A 19,580-nucleotide genomic window follows, 5' to 3' on the forward strand; every position below is an offset into this window, starting at 1 on the left:
CCGCGCGATGACGCCGCCTTGACGGGCATCAACCCGGTGGCCGCAGGCATCCGTACGCTCGCAGCCGTGACCTCGCTTCCACCGTCTCCCGCCCTGCGCGCCCTCGCGTCCGACACCTTGCTGAACGCCGCGGCGGCGACGGAGCTGCGCGATCTCGCCAGCCGGCTCAAGGCGGCATCGATCGCCGGCCACCCGGCCCTGCCGCTGCTTCAGGGAAAGAACCTGGCCGTGCTTCAGGCGGCGAGCGGTGCCACCGTGTCGGCGCTGCACGAGGCCGCGGCCCACCTGGGGGTGCGCGTGGCGCGGGTCAGCCTGGGCGAGCCGCCGCCCGAGGTGGCCGAGTGCGCGCGCATCGCTCGCATGCTGGGGCGCATGTACGACGCGATCGACGTCGGGACCACCGCGCCGGCTGCCGCGGCCGAACTGGCAACCCATGCGGGTGTGCCGGTCTACCGCGGTCTGGCCGACGGCAGCCACCCTGCGTTGGCGCTGGTGCTGGACGGCAACACCATCGACCAGGCGGGTGACCGGCGATTCCTGCTGCAGGCGCTGCTGCTGGCGACCATTGCTTAGTCGACCTTCACGGTGAACGTCACCGCGCCGGATGCCCCGGGCGTCAGCATCCCCGTGAAATGCCAGCTCAGCGCCCCCGTGCCGCCGCCGGCCTGCGCCGCGGCACACGCCACCGTCGGCCCTGGCGCCGGGTTCGCTGGCGTCGTCTTCTGGCAAGCGGTCAGCGTGGCCGGCGTGCTGCCGGTTTGCGCCCCGACGAAGCTGGTGTAGCTGGGCGTCGTGTCGTTCACGCTCAGGGTGCCGATGGGCGACACGCCGTTGTTCGTGTAGGTGATGCGGTACTCCAGCGTCTCGCCCGACTTCGCCTGGTTGTTGATGCCGAAGGCACCGCCCTGCGTGACATTGCGCACCTCCTTCTTCAGCTCGAGCACGCTGTCGGAGACGGTCGTGATGTCGTGCACCGTATAGCTCGCGCCGAGCGCCGGGCTGGCGTTGCTGAAGTCGAAGCTGGCCTGCACGGTGGCGTTGTTGCTGTGGCCGCTCATCGCCGTGGCCGGGATGAACTCCTGCATCACGAGGCAGACGCTCTGCCCGGCCACGACCGTCACAGGCACCGAGGGCGGGTACAGCAGCACGGCGCCCGCCTGCAGCGCCCCGGTGCAGGCCGTGTCCGCGAAGATCTTGCCGCTCCAGCCCGCCAGCGTCGGCGTGGCGACCTCGCTGGGGATACCGAAGCGCACCACGCCGCCGGTCTGCGCCTTGAAGGTGTGGGGGTAGCTCACCGTGCTGCCAGGCAGGCCGGTCTTGGCGCCGTCGGCCGCGAAGGTGTTCGGCGCCACATCGCCAAAGTCGAGGCTCGCAGGAGCACTGCCGTTCCAGGCGAAGGCGATGCGGTCGGGCGTACCCGTGCGGGTGTAGGTGTACGCGGTGCCTGCCACCGTCGTGGCCGTGCCCGACGGCAGGGCCGTGCCGCCCACCGACGCCCCGGTCGAGGTCCAGGCCGATGGCGTCGCGGGGTTCGTCTCTTCCACGCAGAGCGTGGCCGCCGGCGCGGTGGCGAAGGGCACCGCGAGCGTGTAGCGGCCGGCGCCATCGGTCACGGCGCTGGCGAGCACCGTGGCGGCGCAGTTCGTCAGTCGAACGGTGACCCCCGCGATGCCGGCCTCGCCCCCGTTGGGGATGCCGTCGTTCGCGGTGCCCGCGCCGACGCCGTTGTCGTTGAAGACCCGCCCGCCCACGCTGAAGCCGAAGCTGTTGGTGAAGGTGCAGGTGATGGCCGCACCGGCCAGCATGTTCGCTGCGGGAATCGTCAGCTGGTTCGCCACCAGCGTGCCGAATGCCGCGGTGGGCGTGGCGCTGGCGGTGTCGACGCAGCTGGCGCTCACCGGGTTGGCGGGCCAGCCGGTCGGCACCGTCTCCTTCATCGAGGCTTCCAAGCCAGCGGTACCCACGAGGGTCGCGCTGCCGCTGGCCGTGCCCGCGCCCACCACCGTGATCGTGTCCGTCGGCGCCGACAGGCCGCTCAGCGCGAAGCCGAACACGTTGCTGCCGGTGCCGCCGACGGTGGTCTTGACGATCTGCACCTTGGGGTACGGCGGCGTGTAGGTGTTGGTGAAGGTGCAGACGATGTTGCTGCCGGCGGCGGTGGCGGCAGCATCCAGCACGACCTTGCGGTTCGGCAGGTCCGGCGTCGCAGACCCGCCGGCGCCCAGGCCGGAACAAGCCACCGCCGTCAGCGCGTAGTTCGCCGGCAGCGGGTCTTCGGTGAGGGTCGTCACCGTGGCGGGGGTGGCCAGGGTCTGGATGCCCGCTGCGACCGCCGTGCCGGCCGTTGCCGTCACGATGCTCTGGGCCGCGAGCCCGTTGTCGCCGGTGAAACCGAAGCTGCCCACGTTGCCGATCGAGACCTTGCGGACCGTGACGGTCGCGGACGCCGAATTCGTGAAGAGGCATTGCAGCGCCTTGCCGTACTGCACGCTCGCAGCCGGGATCGTGTACGTCCGCGCTGCGGCCCCTGTCCCCAGGCTGCCGACCGGCGCCCCGGCGTCGGTGCAAATCGCGCTGGCCAGATTCCACCCGGGCACGGCCGCCTCGTCAATGGTCACCGCCGTGCCAACCGCGGTCCCGCTGAACGCCTGCAGGCCCGCCGTGGCCGTGTTGCCATCGACCTGCACCGGCGTGCCGGCGACCGTGGTGGTGGCGCTGCCGCTGGCTTGCGCCGTGTTCGTCAGCAAGAAGCCGAAGGGTCCGCCAGCACTGCCCGTGGTGGTCTTCGACAGTGTGACCGTCGGTGGCGCACACACGGTGGTGGCCGTGCTCTGCGCGAGGAAGCCCTCGGCGCCAGGGCCGCTCTTGATGTGGAAGACGACCGAGTTGGTACCGCTCTGCCAGTTGTTGGCCAGCGTCGCGGTGGCCGCAGCTCCCGCCACGAACCCGACGTGGACATACGGGTTCGGGCCGCCCTGGGGGACGCTTGGCACGGTCTGCAGCACGCCGTTGACGAACACCTCGGCCACCGAGTTGTCGGAATAGAAGTCCAGCTTCAGCGAGAAGCTCGACGGCGTGACCGAGGGCGCCAGGCTGAAGGTGAACCGATGGTAGACATCCACGTTGTTGGCGCCCTGCCCCGCCGTCGTGTAGTTCGAGATCCAGTTGGCAGTGCCGAAGGGCGAATTGATCCACGCGCCCGGCGCCTGGTTGCCGACATAGGACCGCTGCCAACTCGCCACGCTGCCTGGGCCGCCCGTCGCCGTGCCCTCGCCCGATTCCCACACGGTGTCGCGACCCGACGTGAGCGGGCCGGTCGGGCCGTAGGCGGTGTTGAAGACCGCCGGATTGGTCGTGCACATGATGGTCGGCGGGATCGGCGGCACCACCACGGTCGAGCCGGTGTTGGTAAAGGTGCAGACCGCGTTGCTGCCCGGCGCCGTCGCGGCTGCATTCAGCGTGAGCGTGTTGCCGCTGAGCGTGGCGGTGCCGCCAGCGCCAAGGCCGGTGCAGGACGCGCTGGTCAGACTGAAGCCGGCGGGTGGAATGGCTTCGGTGATCGTCGTCACCACGCCAGCCGCCGACAGCGTCTGCGTGAGCGCGCTGGCCGGCGTGCCGGAGACACTGGTCGTGATGCTCTGCGCCTGCAGGCCGTTGCTGCCGGTGAAATCGAAAGTGCCGATCGCGTTCAGCGAGATCTTGCGGATCGTGACGGTCGGCATCGCGCCGAACCGGTAAGGCTGCGGACTCGGCAAGTAGCTGTTGCCACCGGCCGTGAAGCTGCCCGCCAGCGCCACGCCGCCGACCGTGACCGGCGTCGTGCTGTAGATCGCGGCCACGGTGCTCGTGGCTGTGACCTGGCAGGTGCTCGCGGCCGTCGTGGTGCAGCTCGCGCCAGCGCCGACGGCACCGCCGTTGAAGGCGACATTGGGCGTCGCACCGAAGCCCACAACCGTGCCGGCGCCGACCGGGTTGCCACCGGCGTCGCGGATGTAGACCTCCAGCAGGTCTTGTGCGACGCCGTTCGCCAGCCGGTTGTCGTCGACCACGCGCAGGCCCGACTGCGCGCCGCTCGCGGCGCCGAGCACGAAGCTGTAGGTCACAGGGCTGGCGTGGAACGCGTTGCCGCCCGACGTGAAGGCACCCGTCATCACGCCCGCAGCGATGCTCGCGGCGCTGCTTTTCGCGCCGACCAGCGTGCTGGTCGCGGTGACTTGGCAAAGGCCGGCCGAATTGGTGGTGCAGGTGCCGACGGCGCCGACGGCAGCACCGTTGAAGGCCACGGAGGCAGTCGCCGCGAAGGTCACGACAGCGCCGCTCACCGGGTTCTGCGCCACGTCGCGCACCATGGCTTCGAGCACGTCCTGGGCCGTGCCGTCGGCCAGCTGGTTGTCGGTCACGGTGCGCACGCCCGATTGCGCGACAGCGCCTGCACCGGCGACGATCGTGGTCGCGGCGCTGGCGCAGCTGACGGTGGCACTGGACACGCACGCCGCGCCCGGTGCCGTGGCCGGGGTGCCGCTGCCGGACACGTTGGTGTTCGCGTAGTTGGTGAGCACGGTGCCGGCGGCCGCCAGCGCGGCGGTCGACGGCGCCGTGGCAGCCAGCGTGAAGCTGCGCGAGGCAGCGGCCGGGATGCCGCCGGCGGGCAAGGTCATCGTGCAGGTCAGCGCAGCGCCCGCCGCGCTCGGGAAGGCGCCGCAGGCGACCGCGGTGACGCCGGTGCCGGGCGTGACGGCCGTGGCGACGACGCCCGGCGGCAACTGCTCGCGCACCACGACCGTCGTGCCCGTGGCGATCGCGCCGATGTTCGCGGCAGTCAGCCCATAGCTCATTGCAGCGCCGGGGACCGCGGTGGCCGGTGCGGTCTTGGACAGCGAGACGATCGGTGCCGCCGTGTTGGTGAAGGTGCAGGTGATCAGCGCGCCGGGCCGCATCACGCTGCCGGCGAGCGATGCCGTCTCACCGACCGTGGTCGCCAGGTTGGTCGTGGCATTGCCGTTGCCCGGGGCGTTGGCATCCAGGCAGCTGATGGACGCGGGCGTCGCCGGCCAGCCCGTGGGCACGCCGGTTTCACCAACCGTGGCGGCCGTGCCGGCGGTGCCGTTGTGAACGACCGCCGACGCGGCCGTTGCCGCGCCGGTCACGGCGATGCTGTCGGTCGAATTGGTGACACCGGTCAGCGTGAAGCCGAAGGTGTTGGCGCCCACGCCAGTGGTCGTGGTCTTGCGCACGATGATGCGTGGCAGCGCAACGAAGGTGTAGGTCACCGGGCTGGCGTGGTAGGTGTTGCCGCCTGAAATGAACGCGCCGGTCATCACCCCCGCGGCAATGCTGGTGGCGCTGCTCTTGGCGCCAGCGACCGTGCTGGTGGCCGTGACCTGGCACAGCCCGGACGCATCGGTCGTGCAGCTTCCTGCGGCACCGACGACACCCCCGTTGAAGGCCACGGTGGTGGTCGCTGCGAAGGTGACCACCGCCCCGCTCACCGGGTTCTGCGCCGCGTCGCGCACCATGGCCTCGAGCACGTCCTGGGCCGTGCCGTCGGCCAGCTGGTTGTCGGTCACTGTGCGCACGCCCGACTGCGCGATGGCCCCCGCGCCGGTAACGATCGTGGTCGCGGCGCTCGCGCAACTGACCGTGGCACTGGAGACGCACGACGCGCCAGGCGCCGTGGCTGGCGTACCGCTGCCGGACACGTTCGTGTTCGCGTAGTTGGTGAGCACGGTGCCGGTGGAAGCGAGTGCCGCGGTCGACGGCGCGGTCGCGGTCAAGGTGAAGCCGCGTGCTGCAGCCACCGGGATGCCGCCGGCGGGCAAGGTCATCGTGCAGGTGAGTGCAGCGCCCGCGGCGCTCGGCAAGGCGCCGCAGGCGACCGAGGTGACGCCGGCGCCGGGCGCGACGGCCGTGGCGACGACGCCTGGCGGCAATTGCTCCCGCACCACGACCGTCGTGCCCGTGGCGATCGGCCCGGTGTTCGCTGCGCTCAGCCCATAGCTCATCGAAGCGCCGGGGGCGACGGTGGTCGGAGCAGTCTTCGACAGCGTGATGATCGGTGCCGCCGTGTTGGTGAAGGTGCAGGTGATCAGCGCGCCGGCCTTCATCACGCTGCCGGCGAGCGTCGCCGTGCTGCCGGCCGTGGTCGCCAGGTTCGTCGTCACGTTGCCGTCGGCCGGCGCATTGGCGTCCAGGCAGACGGCAGACACCGGCGTCGCCGGCCAGCCCGTGGGCACGCTCGATTCGACAACGGTCGCAGCCGTGCCGACCGTGCCGTTGTGGATGACGGCGGATGCGACGTTCGCCACGCCGGTCACCACGATGCTGTCCGTCGGGTTGGTCACACCCGTCAGCGTGAAGCCGAAGGTGTTGGCGCCTGCCCCATTGGTCGTGGTCTTGCGCACGACGATGCGTGGCAAGGCGACGAAGTTGTAGGTGACCGGGCTGGCGTGGTAGGCGTTGCCACCGGCCGTGAACGCGCCGGTCATCACACCCGCGGCGATGCTGGTCGCGCTGCTCTTGGCACCAGCGACCGTGCTGGTCGTCGTGACCTGGCAGCGCCCCGATGCATCGGTCGTGCAGGTCCCGGCCGCGCCGACCGTCCCGCCGTTGAAGGCCACGGTGGCAGTCGCCGCGAAGGTCACGACGGCGCCGCTCACCGGGTTCTGCGCCACGTCGCGCACCATGGCCTCGAGCACGTCCTGCGCCATGCCGTCGGCCAGCTGGTTGTCGGTGACGGTGCGCACGCCCGACTGCGCGACGACGCCTGCACCGGCGACGATCGTGGTCGCGGCGCTGGCGCAGCTGACCGTGGCGTTGGACACGCACGCCGCGCCCGGCGCGGTGGCCGGGGTGCCGCTGCCGGACACGTTGGTGTTGGCGTAGTTGGTGAGCACGGTGCCGGTGGCCGCCAATGCGGCGGTCGACGGCGCCGTGGCAGCCAGCGTGAAGCTGCGCGAAGCAGCGGCCGGGATGCCGCCGGCGGGCAAGGTCATCGTGCAGGTCAGCGCAGCGCCCGCCGCGCTCGGAAAGGCCCCGCAGGCGACCGCGGTGACGCCAGTGCCGGGCGTGACGGCCGTGGCGACGACGCCCGGCGGCAGCTGCTCGCGCACCACGACCGTGGTGCCCGTGGCGATCGCGCCGATGTTCGCGGCAGTCAGTCCATAGCTCATCGCAGCGCCGGGGGTCGCGGTGGCCGGTGCGGTCTTGGACAGCGAGACGATCGGTGCCGCCGTGTTGGTGAAGGTGCAGGTGATCAGCGCGCCGGCCTTCATCACGCCGCCGGCGAGCGTCGCCGTGCTGCCGACCGTGGTCGCCAGGTTCGTCGTGACGTTGCCGTCGGCCGGCGCGTTGGCGTCCAGGCAGATGGCGGACACCGGCGTCGCCGGCCAGCCTGTGGGCACGCTCGATTCGGCGATGGTCGCGGCCGTGCCGACCGTGCCGTCGTGAACGACGGCCGATACCACCGTCGCCGCGCCGGCGACGGCGATGCTGTCGGTCAGGTTCGTGACGCCCGTCAGCGTGAAGCCGAAGGTGTTGGGCCCTGCCCCGTTGGTCGTGGTCTTGCGCACCACGACGCGCGGCAAGCCGACGAAGTTGTAGGTGGCGGGGCTCGCGTGGTACGCATTGCCACCCGCGGTGAAGGCGCCGGTCATCACGCCGGCCGCGATGCTCGCTGCGCTGCTTTTCGCGCCCGCCACCGTGCTGGTCGACGTCACCTGGCAGCGCCCTGCCGCATCGGTGGTGCAGGTGCCGGCCGCGCCAATGGCGCCACCGTTGAAGGCCACGTCGGCGGTGGCCGCAAAGGTCACGACGGCGCCAGCCACCGGGTTGCCGCCGGCATCGCGCACCATGGCCTCGAGCACGTCCTGCGCCGTGCCGTCGGCCAGCTGGTTGTCGGTCACGGTGCGCACACCCGATTGCGCCACCGCGGCCGCGCCGGTCACCACGGTCGTGCTGGCATTGGCACAGCTGGCGTCTGCGCTCGGCACGCATTGGGCAGTGACTTGGTCGACGGTGCCGAACCCACTTGTGGCGGCGGTGGCGTAGTTGATCAGCACGGCTCCCGCAGCGATGGCCGGCGCGGTCGTGGTCAAGGTGAACCCGACCGTGGCGCCCGGCCCGATGCCGCCGGGCGGCAGGGTCATCGTGCACTCGAACCCGGCGCCAGGGGCGCTCGGCAGCGTGCCGCACGACACGCTGCCGGCACCGGGGCCGGGTGTCACAGCCGTGAGCACGACGCCCGTCGGCAATTGTTCTGGAATCAGAACGGTGGTGCCGGTCGCACCGAGCCCGCTGTTGTTGAGGCTCAGGCCATAGGTCATCGTCCCGCCCGGCACTACCGTGGCAGGCGCCGTCTTCGTGAGAGCGAGGACCGGTCCGGCCGTGTTGACGAACGTGCAAGTGATGACGGCATTCGCCCGTACGTTGGCCGCCCTCAGCGTTGCCGTGTTGCCGCTGCGCGTTGCGAGGTTGCTTACCGCATTGCCGCTGACGGCGGCATTGGCGTCGATGCACAGCACGCTTGTCGGATTGCCGGGCCACCACGCCGGCACCGTCGACTCCTGGATCGTCACGGCCGTGCCCGGCGTCCCCGTGTGGACCACCCCCGAGGCCACCGTCGCGACGCCGGTGACGGTCACGCTGTCGGTCAGCCCGGTGACATTGGTGAGCGTGAAGCCGAAGGTGTTGGTGCCGGTGGCGTTGACCGTCTGCTTGCGGATCGCGATGGTCGGCGGCGGGCCGAAGCCGTAGGCAATGGGGCTGGCCTGGTAGGTGTTGCCGCCCGCAGTGAACGCACCGGTCAGCACCCCGGCCGCGGTGCTCACTGCAGTGCTCTTCACGCCGGCAACGGTGCTGGTCGCCGTGACCTGGCACAGGCCCGTCGCATTGGTCGTGCAGGTCCCGGAGGCACCGACGGCGCCACCGTTGAATGCCACGCCGGGGGTGGCCGCGAAGGTCACGATGGCGCCGCTCACCGGGTTCTGCGCCGCATTGCGCACCATGGCCTGGAGCACGTCCTGCGCGGTGCCGTTCGCCAGCTGGCCGTTGGTGGCGGCCCGCACGCCCGACTGCGCGGGGGCGACCTGCGCCTCTGCCGCCATGCCCGCCATCAGCACCCACGGTGCCAGCAGCGAAACGGCGACGCGGCGCCAGGAGAGTCGACGCTTCATTCTTGTTTCTCGTTTCCGCCCAGTTCCGCCGACGGCCTGGGCGCGGGGCCGCCCGCCGACGCGAAGCCCAGCCCCGTCTCGTCGAACTTGAAGCGGATGCGCAGGTAGGCACCCTTGCTGGTGTATTCGTTGGCCGTGAGCTCGCGGTCCCGCAGGCCGATGACGTTGTAGCCCGCCGACAGCCACAGGTCCTTCATGAGCCGAACGCCGATCTCCACGCCCAGCGTCTTCTGCAGGCCGCCGCCCTTGCCGTGCAGGAGGCCGCCCTGGACGCCGACGTCCCAGGTCTTGTCGAGGTCCTGCGTGTAGCGGCCGTGCAGCAGGTGCGCCCAGTAGGTGCTCTTGAGCGCGCCGTCGTCGGCGCGCGCGATCTTTGCGGCGTAGCGGCCGGTGAACACGCTGCCGCGCTGCGGGTTGTAGTTGAGGTGGGTCGACACGATGTCGGCACTGGTGCTGCCGGGCAGGCTCGCGTTGCCATGGTCGGCGCCGAACACGCTGCTTCCCGCGATGGCACCGGCCATGTTGCCGGCGCCTTCGATGCGCTCGGCGCGATGCTCGTAGCGCGCCAGCGCATTCCAGACGTCGGTGTCGACCGGGCGATACGCCAGGCCAATCTGGTGGCGCTGCAGATGCCGCTCGTTGCCGGCGTTGCCGCCCTTGCCTTCGCTGTCGCTCACCACGCTGCGCGCGAGCAGGCTGAGTTCGGGCGACAGTTTGTAGCCGAAGCCCGCGCTGAACAGACGCGTGTCGGCGTCGTCGCCGCGCCGTGCTTCGACGATGCCGCTCGCCTTGGACCGATCGGTCAGGTACTCGGCGCCGGCGGTGATGGCGGTGGATTCGCCCAGCAGGCCGCCCGAATAGCCGGTGCCGTTGTTGACACTGTTGTCGTAGCTGCCGAGTCGCCGCGTGTGCTCCAGACCCCCGGTGAGATGGAGGCGATCGGTGACCTTGAAGGTGTTGCGCACGCCGATCGCCGTCTGGGCCGAGCGCCCGTCGATGCTGTCGGCCAGCCGGTACTCGTTGTACACGCGGCCGCCTTCCATGTAGTTGCTCTCGATGCCGAGCACCCCGACGTTGTTCGACTGCGAGGTGCTCAGCTCGTCGGGCCCGTACAGGCTGGAGACGAGTTCGTAGCGACCGTACGCGCGGGTCTTGTCGGTGATGGCGTAGTTGCCGCCGATGGCGAGCGCATGGCGGCTCGACCGGTGCACGTCCTGCTCGCCTTCCACGAAGACCTGCGCCTGCGGCAGCTCGGGCAGCTGGGTCGACAGGCGCACCCGCACGGTCGTGAGGCTCTCGCTCGCGGCATTGGCGGTGGCGGCCGCACCGAGCGCGGTGACGTTGCCGGCCGCCACGCTGCCGCCGAGCTGTCCGTTGTAGGTGGAGATCTGGCCGTAGTCGAAGCCCGCGCTGGTGCCCATCGCCGCGTTGCGCTGGCCGTGCCGCACGCCCGCTTCGGCCACCACCATGTCGCTCAGCTTCTTCTGCACGCTCAGGGTCGCGCCCCGGCGGTCGCCGTCGAGCAACGCATCCTTGCTGTAGAGCAGTTCGCCGCGCACCGCGGTGGTCGCATCGACCTTGAATTCAGCGCGCGCCGAGGCTTCGGTGCGGCCTGCGGAAAAGCTGGCACCCGGGTTGTCGAAGCCTTCATCGGTCTTGTTGGCCAGCGCGACCACGGCCAGCTGCTCAGTCTGATGCCGCACCTCGACGCGCGCGCCGTGGCCCTTGCCCTTGTCGTCGGACTCGGTGCGCACCACTTCGGCCGCCAGGGTGGTGTCGTCGCCCAGGCGCGCCACCGCGGTGAGCGCGCCGAGCTTGCGCTTGTTCTCGGGGTTGCCGTCGGTACTCGCGACCACGCCGAGCTGCAGACGCTCGCCCACCTTCACCTGCACATCGGTGCCGGCCACGGTGAACTTCGGGCCGCCGCTGTCCACTTCGTAGGTCACGCGGATCGACTGCGGGTTGAGGTTGGCGTCGACCGAGGAGATCGGGTGCGTGAACAGGATGCGGCGCGTCAGCGTCTCGACCGTGTAGTCGACGAAGCGCGCCACCGCCGTGCGCTGCAGCACGATGTCGGGCTGGTGGCGGTCGCGCACGATCACCTCGACCTGCTCGCTGTTGTCGACAAATTCGCCGCCGCCGGCCCGCAGGTAGTACGGGCCGGACGTGCCGAGCGCGCGGAACTCCTCGACCTGCTGCGTCTGCGCGGTGCGCGAGACATAGCTGGTGGCGCGCACGTTCTCGTCTTCGACCACATGCTTGAGCCCGGTCAGCGCACGGTTGCTCTGGCTCAGGACGCGCACCTCGGTGCTGCTCGCGGTGGTGAAGTCGCCGTACAGCAGGTAGGAGCGGTTCTTGTCGATGCGCACATACAGCTTCTGCGAGCTCTGCGCGTCGAAGCCTCTGACCGAGGAGTCGCCATAGATCGGATAGAACTCGTCGGGCCGGATGTCGCGGAACAGGCGGTCCTTCAGCGTCTTGTCGGAATCGAACGCAGCCGTCAGCAGGTACTCGCCCTTGACCGCGCCCTTGAAGAAGAAGGCGGCACGCGCCGTCGCGCGGCGGTCGTTGTGCGTGTCCGACAGGCCGGTCAGTTCCGTCTCGAAGGCCGCGCCCGCCGGCATGGCGCCGAGCGGCAAGCCGCCGCGCTTGGTGAAGTCGAGCACGCCTTCGACGATGCCGACGCCGATCATCGGCCGCAGTTCCGGCAGCAGGGCCAGGCGCACTTCCTTGACGAAGGCGCCGGCCGTCACACGGATGCGGGCATCGCCGGGCTCGCCGGGCGGCAGCAGGCCGAAGCGCGCGACGCCGCCGTCCATGAAGAGCTGCGTGCCGGGCTCGGCCGGGTTCAGGTCTTCGTCGAGCCAGCGGCCGCGGTCGCTCTCCAGCGTGAGCTGGGTGCGCGCCGTGACCGGCACGCCTGCGGCATCGACCAGCCGCACCGTGACGACCACCGGCGTGCGCAGGTCGGCGCGCGCCACGTCCGGCAGCTCGATCTGGATCGCGCCGAGCTTGTCGGGCGCGATCACGCCGATCTGCTGGGGCGTGCCGCGGGGGTTGCCGAAGTCGTCGACCGCTTCGAGCCGCAGCGTGTTGGCCCCAGGGGTGAGCGCGACGCCGATGTATTCCCAGGCTGCGATCTGCCGGGCCGGCAACTGCGTCTTCTTGCCGACGCGGCGCTCGTCGACGGCCTGCCCGTTGACGATGAGCCGCAGGGCCAGCCCCGCCCCGCCTTTCACGCGGACATTGATCGACTGCGCGGGCAGCGTGTCGCCGTCCTTCAGGCCGATGAAGCCCAGCGCGTTGCCGTCGAGCCGTGGCAAGAGCGTTTCGAGGTCGATCGGGCTGGGCACGGCGGCCGGCAGCAGTGCAGTGGCACGTGGCGCCAGGTTGGCGGCGGCGGTGTTGATCGGCGTGCTGCCATAGGCGCCCAGGCCGGTGGCGGTGCCGCCGGGTGCCGACGACTGCCCGCCGGTCGGCAGACCGTGGAGCGCGGCGAACAGGCTGCCGGCCGGCGTTGCAGGCGCACTGGCCGCAACGCCGAGCGTGCCGCCCATGCCGGCAGCAGCACCGACGAAGCTGCTCGCGTTCGCGGCGGCTGCCGGCATCGCGATCAGCGGCGCCGAGGTGGTCGACAGACTTCCGGTGCTGCCGCTCGCCAGCGACTGCCCGGAGGCCGGCAGCGACCGGATGTCACCGATCGGAACGACCTTGCCTTCTGGGTCCAGGCGCAGCCGCACCTGGGCCTCGGCTTCGGTGTCCGGCAACGCGGCGATGGCGGCGCGGCGCGCGATCACCTCGTCCACCACCGCGGCGCTGTCGCAGTTGCCGACGATGAAGTTGGCCTTGTGGAACTCGCCCTTCTTGAGATCGGCGAAGCGGCTCTCGGGCCTGCCGGCATTCCGGTTGTCCAGCAGCTCGAGCCGTGCGCCGGTCGGCAGCGTGGTCTGGTCGAGGCGCACCACGTGCGTCAGCGGCTTCAGTCCGTAGAGACTCCATTTGCCTTCGACGTCGGTGACGACGTGGGTGCCGTCCTCGAGGTACAGACGCACGCCCGGTATGCCGACTTCGTCGACGCCCTCCTGCTTGCCGTCGCGTTCCTGCGCGTCGTCGCCCTGGTGCTCGCCGTCGCGCTTTTCATTGCGCTTCCCGTCACGCTTGCAGTCCATGTAGACCTTGCCGAACAGGAAGGCCTCGTCGGAGAACACGCCACCGGTCACCCGCACGGTCCAGTTCGCGAGGTTCGACTGCAACGGGCCCGAGGCGGCCCGTGCGCGGTTGATGGCGTCGCCGTTGGTGGGCGCGCCCACACCGATGCGCGCGCGGTAGCGCACCATGACCGACTGGTCGATGCCGAGCACCTGCGTCGGGTAATCGAAGACCAGGCCCGGCCCGGCACCGCCGGCCGGGTTTGCCACCGCGACGCCATTGAGCCGCGCGCTGTTGGCGACGTAGGCGAAGCCGGGCGGCAGGCTGTCGTTGAAGGTGATGCCGGTGACGGGGAAACCCGTCTTGTTGGTGACCGTCAGCGCGTAGTCGATGAAATCGCCAAACTCCACCTGGCGCTTGCTGCCGTCCTTGCGCAGCACCAGGCCGAGGAGGTTGCCCGGGTCGAGCGGGATGTGGTTGTGCACCACGTCGCACGGCACGCCGGTGTCGCCGACGCCGGCATTCACCGAGAAGTGGTAGGTCGTCGGGTCGCTGTTCTGCGGCGGGCCGGCGTTCGGTGCGACGGCGCCGCAGCGTGCGTAGCTGCCCGCCGTCACGGGAATGATCTGCGACGGCAGCACGTAGCCGCTGCCGGCGGGCGGCACCACGCTGAGCTGGTAGGTGCACATGCCGGTCACCGGCGGCGACTGCAGGAAGAACTGGTAGCCACCGTCGGCGCCGGTCGTCATCGAGACGCTGCCGTTGCCATGGAAGGTGTAGGCCCCGGAGGTCGCGCCGTAGATCTCGGCCGCGGTGATCGGCGTGACCGCGCCGCTGTTGCAGCGCATGCGCGTGTACGTGACCACCGCGCCGGCCACCGGCTGACGCGTGACGGCGTTGTAGACCGTGCCCGCCGGATCGACCAGCAGCGACTGCACCGACGCCGCGCTCGCCGCCACCAGCATCGACGGCGTCACGTTGACCGTGTTCTGGTCGAAGGCCGCGGCCCATGCCTTGTTGGTGACCGGCACGCGGCTGCCGATGGCCGCGGGCTTTTCGGTGATGCGCACCGTGAAGGCGAGCGTCTCGCTCTGGCCCGGCGCCAGCCCGCGGGTGCCGTCGGTGAGGCTCAGCACCACTTCGGTCGGCAGCTTGAAGGGGTCGGTACTTTCGAGCGACTCGCGGCTGCAGGCTGCGCGGCCGGTGAAGCTGCGGGCCACGTTCAGCAGCCCGTTGCGCACCGTGGGCACGCCCACCAGTTCCCAGGCGGCCACGAGGCCGTCGGGCCTGTCCATGTCGAAGGTGCAATTGAGGTTGTCGATGATCCGCAGGTTGGGTGCCACGGCCACACCCGTGTTGGACACGCGCAGCATGTAGTCGAGCTCGTAGACGCCGAGCGCCACGCGCCTTGGCAGCGAGGTGGTCTTGGTGAGCACCAGCGCCGGCAGCTGCACCGACACCGGCGTGGGCGAGGTGTTGTTGTTCGGGTTGCCGTCGCCATCGGGGTCGGGGTTGTCGCCGTCGGACGAATCGTCGAACGCAACTGCGGCGCCGTCGGGCGTGAGCGCGCCCTGCGCGCGCACCGTGTTCAAGAGCGTGCCGGTGCGGCCGGTGAAATTGATGCGCGCTTCGAACTGCAGCGTGAACTGCGCGCCCACCGGCAGCACCGCGCCGGGTGCCAGCAGACTCTGCGCGGCCGCGGTGCCGGTGAAGGCGTTGTTGACCACCGCCACCGTTCCGCTCACACCGTTGCCCTGGTTGCCGGCAATGGCCATCGAGCCGGCCACGATGGTGTACTGGTTCGGGCCCGGCACCGGCGCCGTGGTGTAGCTGCCGAACTGCGTTGCGCCGGCGCCTTCGAGCACGTCGGTCGCCTGCACGGCATACAGCCACTCGGCGCCGTAGTTGCGCACGTTCACGCTGAAGCGCACCGTGGCCGTGCCGTCGAGCTGCCCGTCGGGGCCTCGGTTGACGCGCGGCGCCGAGGCCGACTTGGCCACGCCGATGCGGCTCTGGCTGGTGGTGATGACCACCGTGTTCGATGGCGACACGGCCGACGCGATGCCGTCGTTGTAATAGCTCTGCGCGGTGTTGCGGATGTCACCGGTCTGGTCGGCGCGCACCTGCACCGCGAACTTCATCGCGATCGATGCGTTGCGCGCCACCGGCGTCGGCACGCCGATGGCGACCTCGATCGCCGCGGCATCGTCGATGGTGCGATAGCTGAACGCTGCATCGCCCGGCATGCGGAACAACCGCACCGCGCCCGCCGCCGTGCTCTGCAGGGTGCCGACGAGGTACTGCGTGCCGGCGGGCACCAGGTCGCGAACCAGCACCAGGCTCGTCGGCGCACCGTTCACCAGCACCGGCGTGCCGGCCGGTGCGGCGGTGTTCGACGGCTGCGCGTCGCGCGCGCCGATGTTGGTGCCCGAGACCAGGAAGTCGATGCGGGTCTGCCCCGGAATCACCTGGCCGGGATAGCTCGCGGACTTGACGATGGCGATCACCGCCACGTCGCCGACGGTCACGGTGTCGCGGTTGATGGCCACGAGGTGCTGCAGCGCGGTGGTGGCCGACAGCGCCACACAGGCGATGCCGGTGGCGGTCGAAGGGATGGTGCCCTGCACCAGCAGTGCGGTGGTTTCGCCGGGCTGCAGCGACAGCGCGCCGCCGGTGCCCAGCGCCACCACCGGATCGGCCGGATCGACGACGCCGTTGTTGTTGACGTCACGCACCACGCGCAAGGTGCTCAGGTCGAGCGTGTCGGCCGCGCAGCCGCTGCCGTCGTTGGTGAAGGCGAAGGTGTAGCTCGACGGCACGTTGCCGGTGTTGGTCAGCAGGTGGCTCAGCGTGACGACGGTGGCCGGCGGGCGGTTGACGGACTGGTCCTGCGTGAGCACCAGCGCCTCGACCGGCAGCACGATGGCGACGACGCCGTTGGAGCTCGCGGTTTCGGTCTGCGCGAGGCCGGCGGGCACGTAGGTGGCCTTCGCCACGTTGCGGATCACGGTCCCGCCCGGAGCCGGTGCGGCCCCGGCCGAGGCCATGCAGAACAACGCCACCAGGCCGAGCGCCCGCATGGCACCCAGGCGATGTCGCCATGGCAGTGGGTGCAGGCGCGAGCACGGGCTCCTTGAGTCTGAGTGAGATTGCACGCCGAGAAACCTTCCGTCGACCCTCCCCCCGGAGTGCCGTGAACACAGGGACTTTTTTCCGCTGGCGTCGGGGCGGTGACACGACCCGACGCCAATGGAAAAAAGCGAAGCGCGCGCCGTGGGGCGGCGCTTCGCACAAGCCGACAGACCCCGAGGTCTGCCGGCGACTCAATCACCCACCCGTCAGTTGTTGATCCGCACGGCGAAGGTCAGCGTGGCGCTGCCGCTCGGTGACACGGTGTTGATGGCGCTGCCGCAGCTCACGGCGGTGGCGCTCTGCGCGTAGACCGGCGCGGTACCGGTGATGCCGGTGGCCACGCATTGGTTCGCGGGTTGCGTCGCACCGGTCAGGCTGGTGTACGCAGGCGCCGCATCGTTGATGGCGAGGTTGGTGACCGGCGAGGTGCCTTCGTTGGTGGCCTTGACCTGGTAGACGATGCACTCGCCCGGCTTGAGCGACAGCGGGGTCGCGGAGAAGACGGTGTCAGCCGTGCCGTCGCAGGCAACGTCTGCAGCCTGCGTCTTGAGGACGCGGATCTGCCCGCTGATCACCGTGGTGATGTCGGTGGCCGAGGGTGCACCGCAGTAGTCGGCGCCCGGTGCGAACGTGGCCGTCACCGTGGCGGTGTCGGTCGCGCCGGCGCTGGCACCGCCTGGTGCGAACACGCGCACCAGCAGTTTCTGCGTACCACCCGCCAGCAGCGGGCCTGGCAGCTGGCCGGTCACCAGCGTGTCGCCGGCATCGATCTGCCCGTCACCGTTGACGTCGAGGTAGATCGAGGTGGTCCAGCCGAGCGTTGCGTCCGCGCCTGGCACGGTGGCCGTCAGCGTGTAGGCACCGCAGGTCTGGTTGCCGGTGTTGGTCAGCGTGTGGGCATAGACGACGGTGCCGCCCGGAGCGACCTGCCCGACGTTGTTCGGCGTCAGGGTGGCAGCCCACAGGGAGGCGGTGGTCACCGTCACCGCGTCAAGCTTGGTGTCGGTCGCGGGCGCGCCGGTCGAAGCGACGGCGGTCGATTGCACCTGGAAGTAGATCTTCTGGTCGGTCACAGGCGTTTGCGTGGCGGGTGGCGTCACGCAGGCGTCGACCTGCGCTTGCGCACCGACGGCCACCGACACGGTGGTGATCGCAGCACCGGTACAGGTCGCACCGGCCGCCACGAACTTCACCGTCCAGCCTGCCGGCAGCGTGCCCGGGAAGCTGGCCGACTGGCTTGCGGCGAGCGTGTAGGCGTTGGCGATCGAGTCGTTGTTCTTGACGAACAGCGTGAAGATCGTGCCCGTGCCTGCGGAGGTCGTGTGGGTCGTGGTCGGCAGCGGGCTCGGGCCCGGGCCCAAGTCGCCGCCTGCGACGGAACCCGAACCGGTACCGGCGGCGCTGTTGGTCAGGTCGACCAGCGAACCGACCGCGATCGTCACCTGGTCGAGCGTGGCGTCGACCTTGGTCGTGTCGCCGGCCGAACGGCCCGTGACCACTGCACTGAACGGCCCGGTGCCGACCAGCGTGCTCGCGGGCACGTTGGCTTGCACCACGATGTTCACGCTGCCGCCCGCTGCGATCGGACCCGAGTCGACCACGCCGTCGCCGGTGGTGTCGAGCAGCGGCGTGACGCCGTCGGCTGCGAAGAACAGGAAGGTGGTGCCGGCCGGGAAGGTGCTGCTGCCGATCGTCAGGTTGACGGTGTCGACGGCGTTGCCGGTGTTGAACACGGTCTGCGGGAACTTGACGCTGCCGCCTGCGACCACGGTCGGACGCGTGGTCGTGTCCGCGGCCGTGCCGTTGGGCGTGCCGGCGACCGTGTCGACGGCCGTCAGCGCGGTCGATGGGTTGGTACCGACGACAAGGCCGTAGCTGGCGACGACGGTGTAGGCGGCCGGGTTGGTCGACGAGCCTGGCGTGCCGATGTTGGTCGACGTGGTCGTCAGCGGCACCGATGTGGGCTCGTAGCGGCCCGTGTTGGTGGTCGTCGACGTGCCGATCGCCGCGGTGTTGTTGACCAACACCACGAAGCTGATCGTCTGCGTGACGTTCTGGTTCAGCGTCGCGACGACGGCATTCAGCGTGTTGCCGGTGGCCGCGAAGTCGATGCCGACCGGGTCGGCGCCAGCGCCATCACCGAGTGCGACGCCAGGGGCGCTGCTCCACACCGCGGAACCCGCGACGTAGGTGAAGCCTGAAGGCAAGGTGTCGGTCAGCGCGAAGCGACCGGGTGCACCACCGGTGTTGTTGAACGTGAGCGTGTAGACCGTGTACTGGCAGGTCGCGCTCGAGGCGAGGCCTGGCGCCCAGGTGGTCGAGCACGACGCGAGCGACGAACGCGGACCGCCGGTGCTGGCCGTCGGCCATGCCGCGCCGCCCGGGCCGGCCACTGCCGGAATGCCGATCGCCTTGGTGGCGTTGAAAGCCGCGACCGTGGTCAGGTCAACCTGGTCCTTGTCGGCTGCCACGAGGTTCGTCGGGGCGTAGAGCGCCGGCGTGCCCGCGGTGGCCGTGACGGTGGCCAGCGCATACGGCGTGGTCGGCGCGACGGCCGTGCCGGGGATCGTGTAGGCCACGACGAAGGGGAACGTGCCGTTGCCGCCCGCGACCGTCTGTGCGGGCACCGCGCAAGTCGCTGCCGGTACGACCGAGCACAGCGGCGTGGTGCCGTCCGGTACGCCATCGCCGTTGGCATCGGCGTAGACCTCGATCTTGGAGAAGCGCGTCGTGGCGTCTTCGGCGACCGCGAGCGTGAAGGTGTCCGGGCCGTTGCCGGTGTTGGTCAGCACGTGCGGCGCATACACGATGGAGCCGGCGGCGCCGATCTTCGTGTTGACCACCGTCGTCGTGACCGTGCCGAACGAGTCGAGGGTGAACGAGCCGACCTGCTGGACCGTGGTCTGCACCAGGTTCGAGGTGGCCAGCTGCGTGTTGCCGCTGGTGTCCGAGTAGGAGGCCGAGGCCTGGTTCCCGATGACGGTATTGGCAGGCGGTGCGACCGCGAAGACGGGCGAGCTTCCGAACAGGAAGCCCAGCGTCAATGCGGCGGCGCCGGCCCATGAAGCACGTGGCCTGAAGCCGGTGCGTTGGGTTGGCAGGGTGGGAATCACTTGGTTTTCTCCTCGG

The 19,580-nt window shown here is 70.4% G+C and carries 4 protein-coding genes; 1 reads left to right on the top strand and 3 read right to left on the bottom strand.

Annotated features, from left to right (window positions below; all coding sequences use genetic code 11):
• Positions 1-18: 18 nt before the first annotated feature.
• Positions 19-573 carry a Rossmann-fold NAD(P)-binding domain-containing protein gene (locus tag ACSFA2_RS21020; protein ID WP_435457273.1) on the top strand — a complete coding sequence of 185 codons (555 nt, stop codon included), beginning with the start codon at positions 19-21 and terminating at the stop codon, positions 571-573.
• Here the strand turns inward: ACSFA2_RS21020 and ACSFA2_RS21025 are convergent.
• The 3 genes from ACSFA2_RS21025 to ACSFA2_RS21035 form a co-directional block, all read right to left on the bottom strand.
• Positions 570-9,170 (bottom strand): prealbumin-like fold domain-containing protein, encoded by an 8,601-nt coding sequence (locus tag ACSFA2_RS21025; RefSeq protein ID WP_435457274.1) that lies wholly within the window; start codon positions 9,168-9,170, stop codon positions 570-572. The genes ACSFA2_RS21020 and ACSFA2_RS21025 overlap by 4 nt on opposite strands.
• A complete protein-coding gene (locus ACSFA2_RS21030; protein ID WP_435457275.1) occupies positions 9,167-16,399 on the bottom strand; it encodes a hypothetical protein in 7,233 nt (2,410 codons plus the stop codon). The genes ACSFA2_RS21025 and ACSFA2_RS21030 overlap by 4 nt, the downstream gene beginning before the upstream one ends.
• A gap of 258 nt (positions 16,400-16,657) precedes the next feature.
• Positions 16,658-19,564 carry a beta strand repeat-containing protein gene (locus tag ACSFA2_RS21035; protein WP_435457276.1) on the bottom strand — a complete coding sequence of 969 codons (2,907 nt, stop codon included), beginning with the start codon at positions 19,562-19,564 and terminating at the stop codon, positions 16,658-16,660.
• Between the last annotated feature and the right edge of the window lie 16 nt (positions 19,565-19,580).

This window comes from Variovorax cryoconiti, assembly GCF_051216395.1.
In the GTDB taxonomy this organism is placed as follows: domain Bacteria; phylum Pseudomonadota; class Gammaproteobacteria; order Burkholderiales; family Burkholderiaceae_C; genus Variovorax.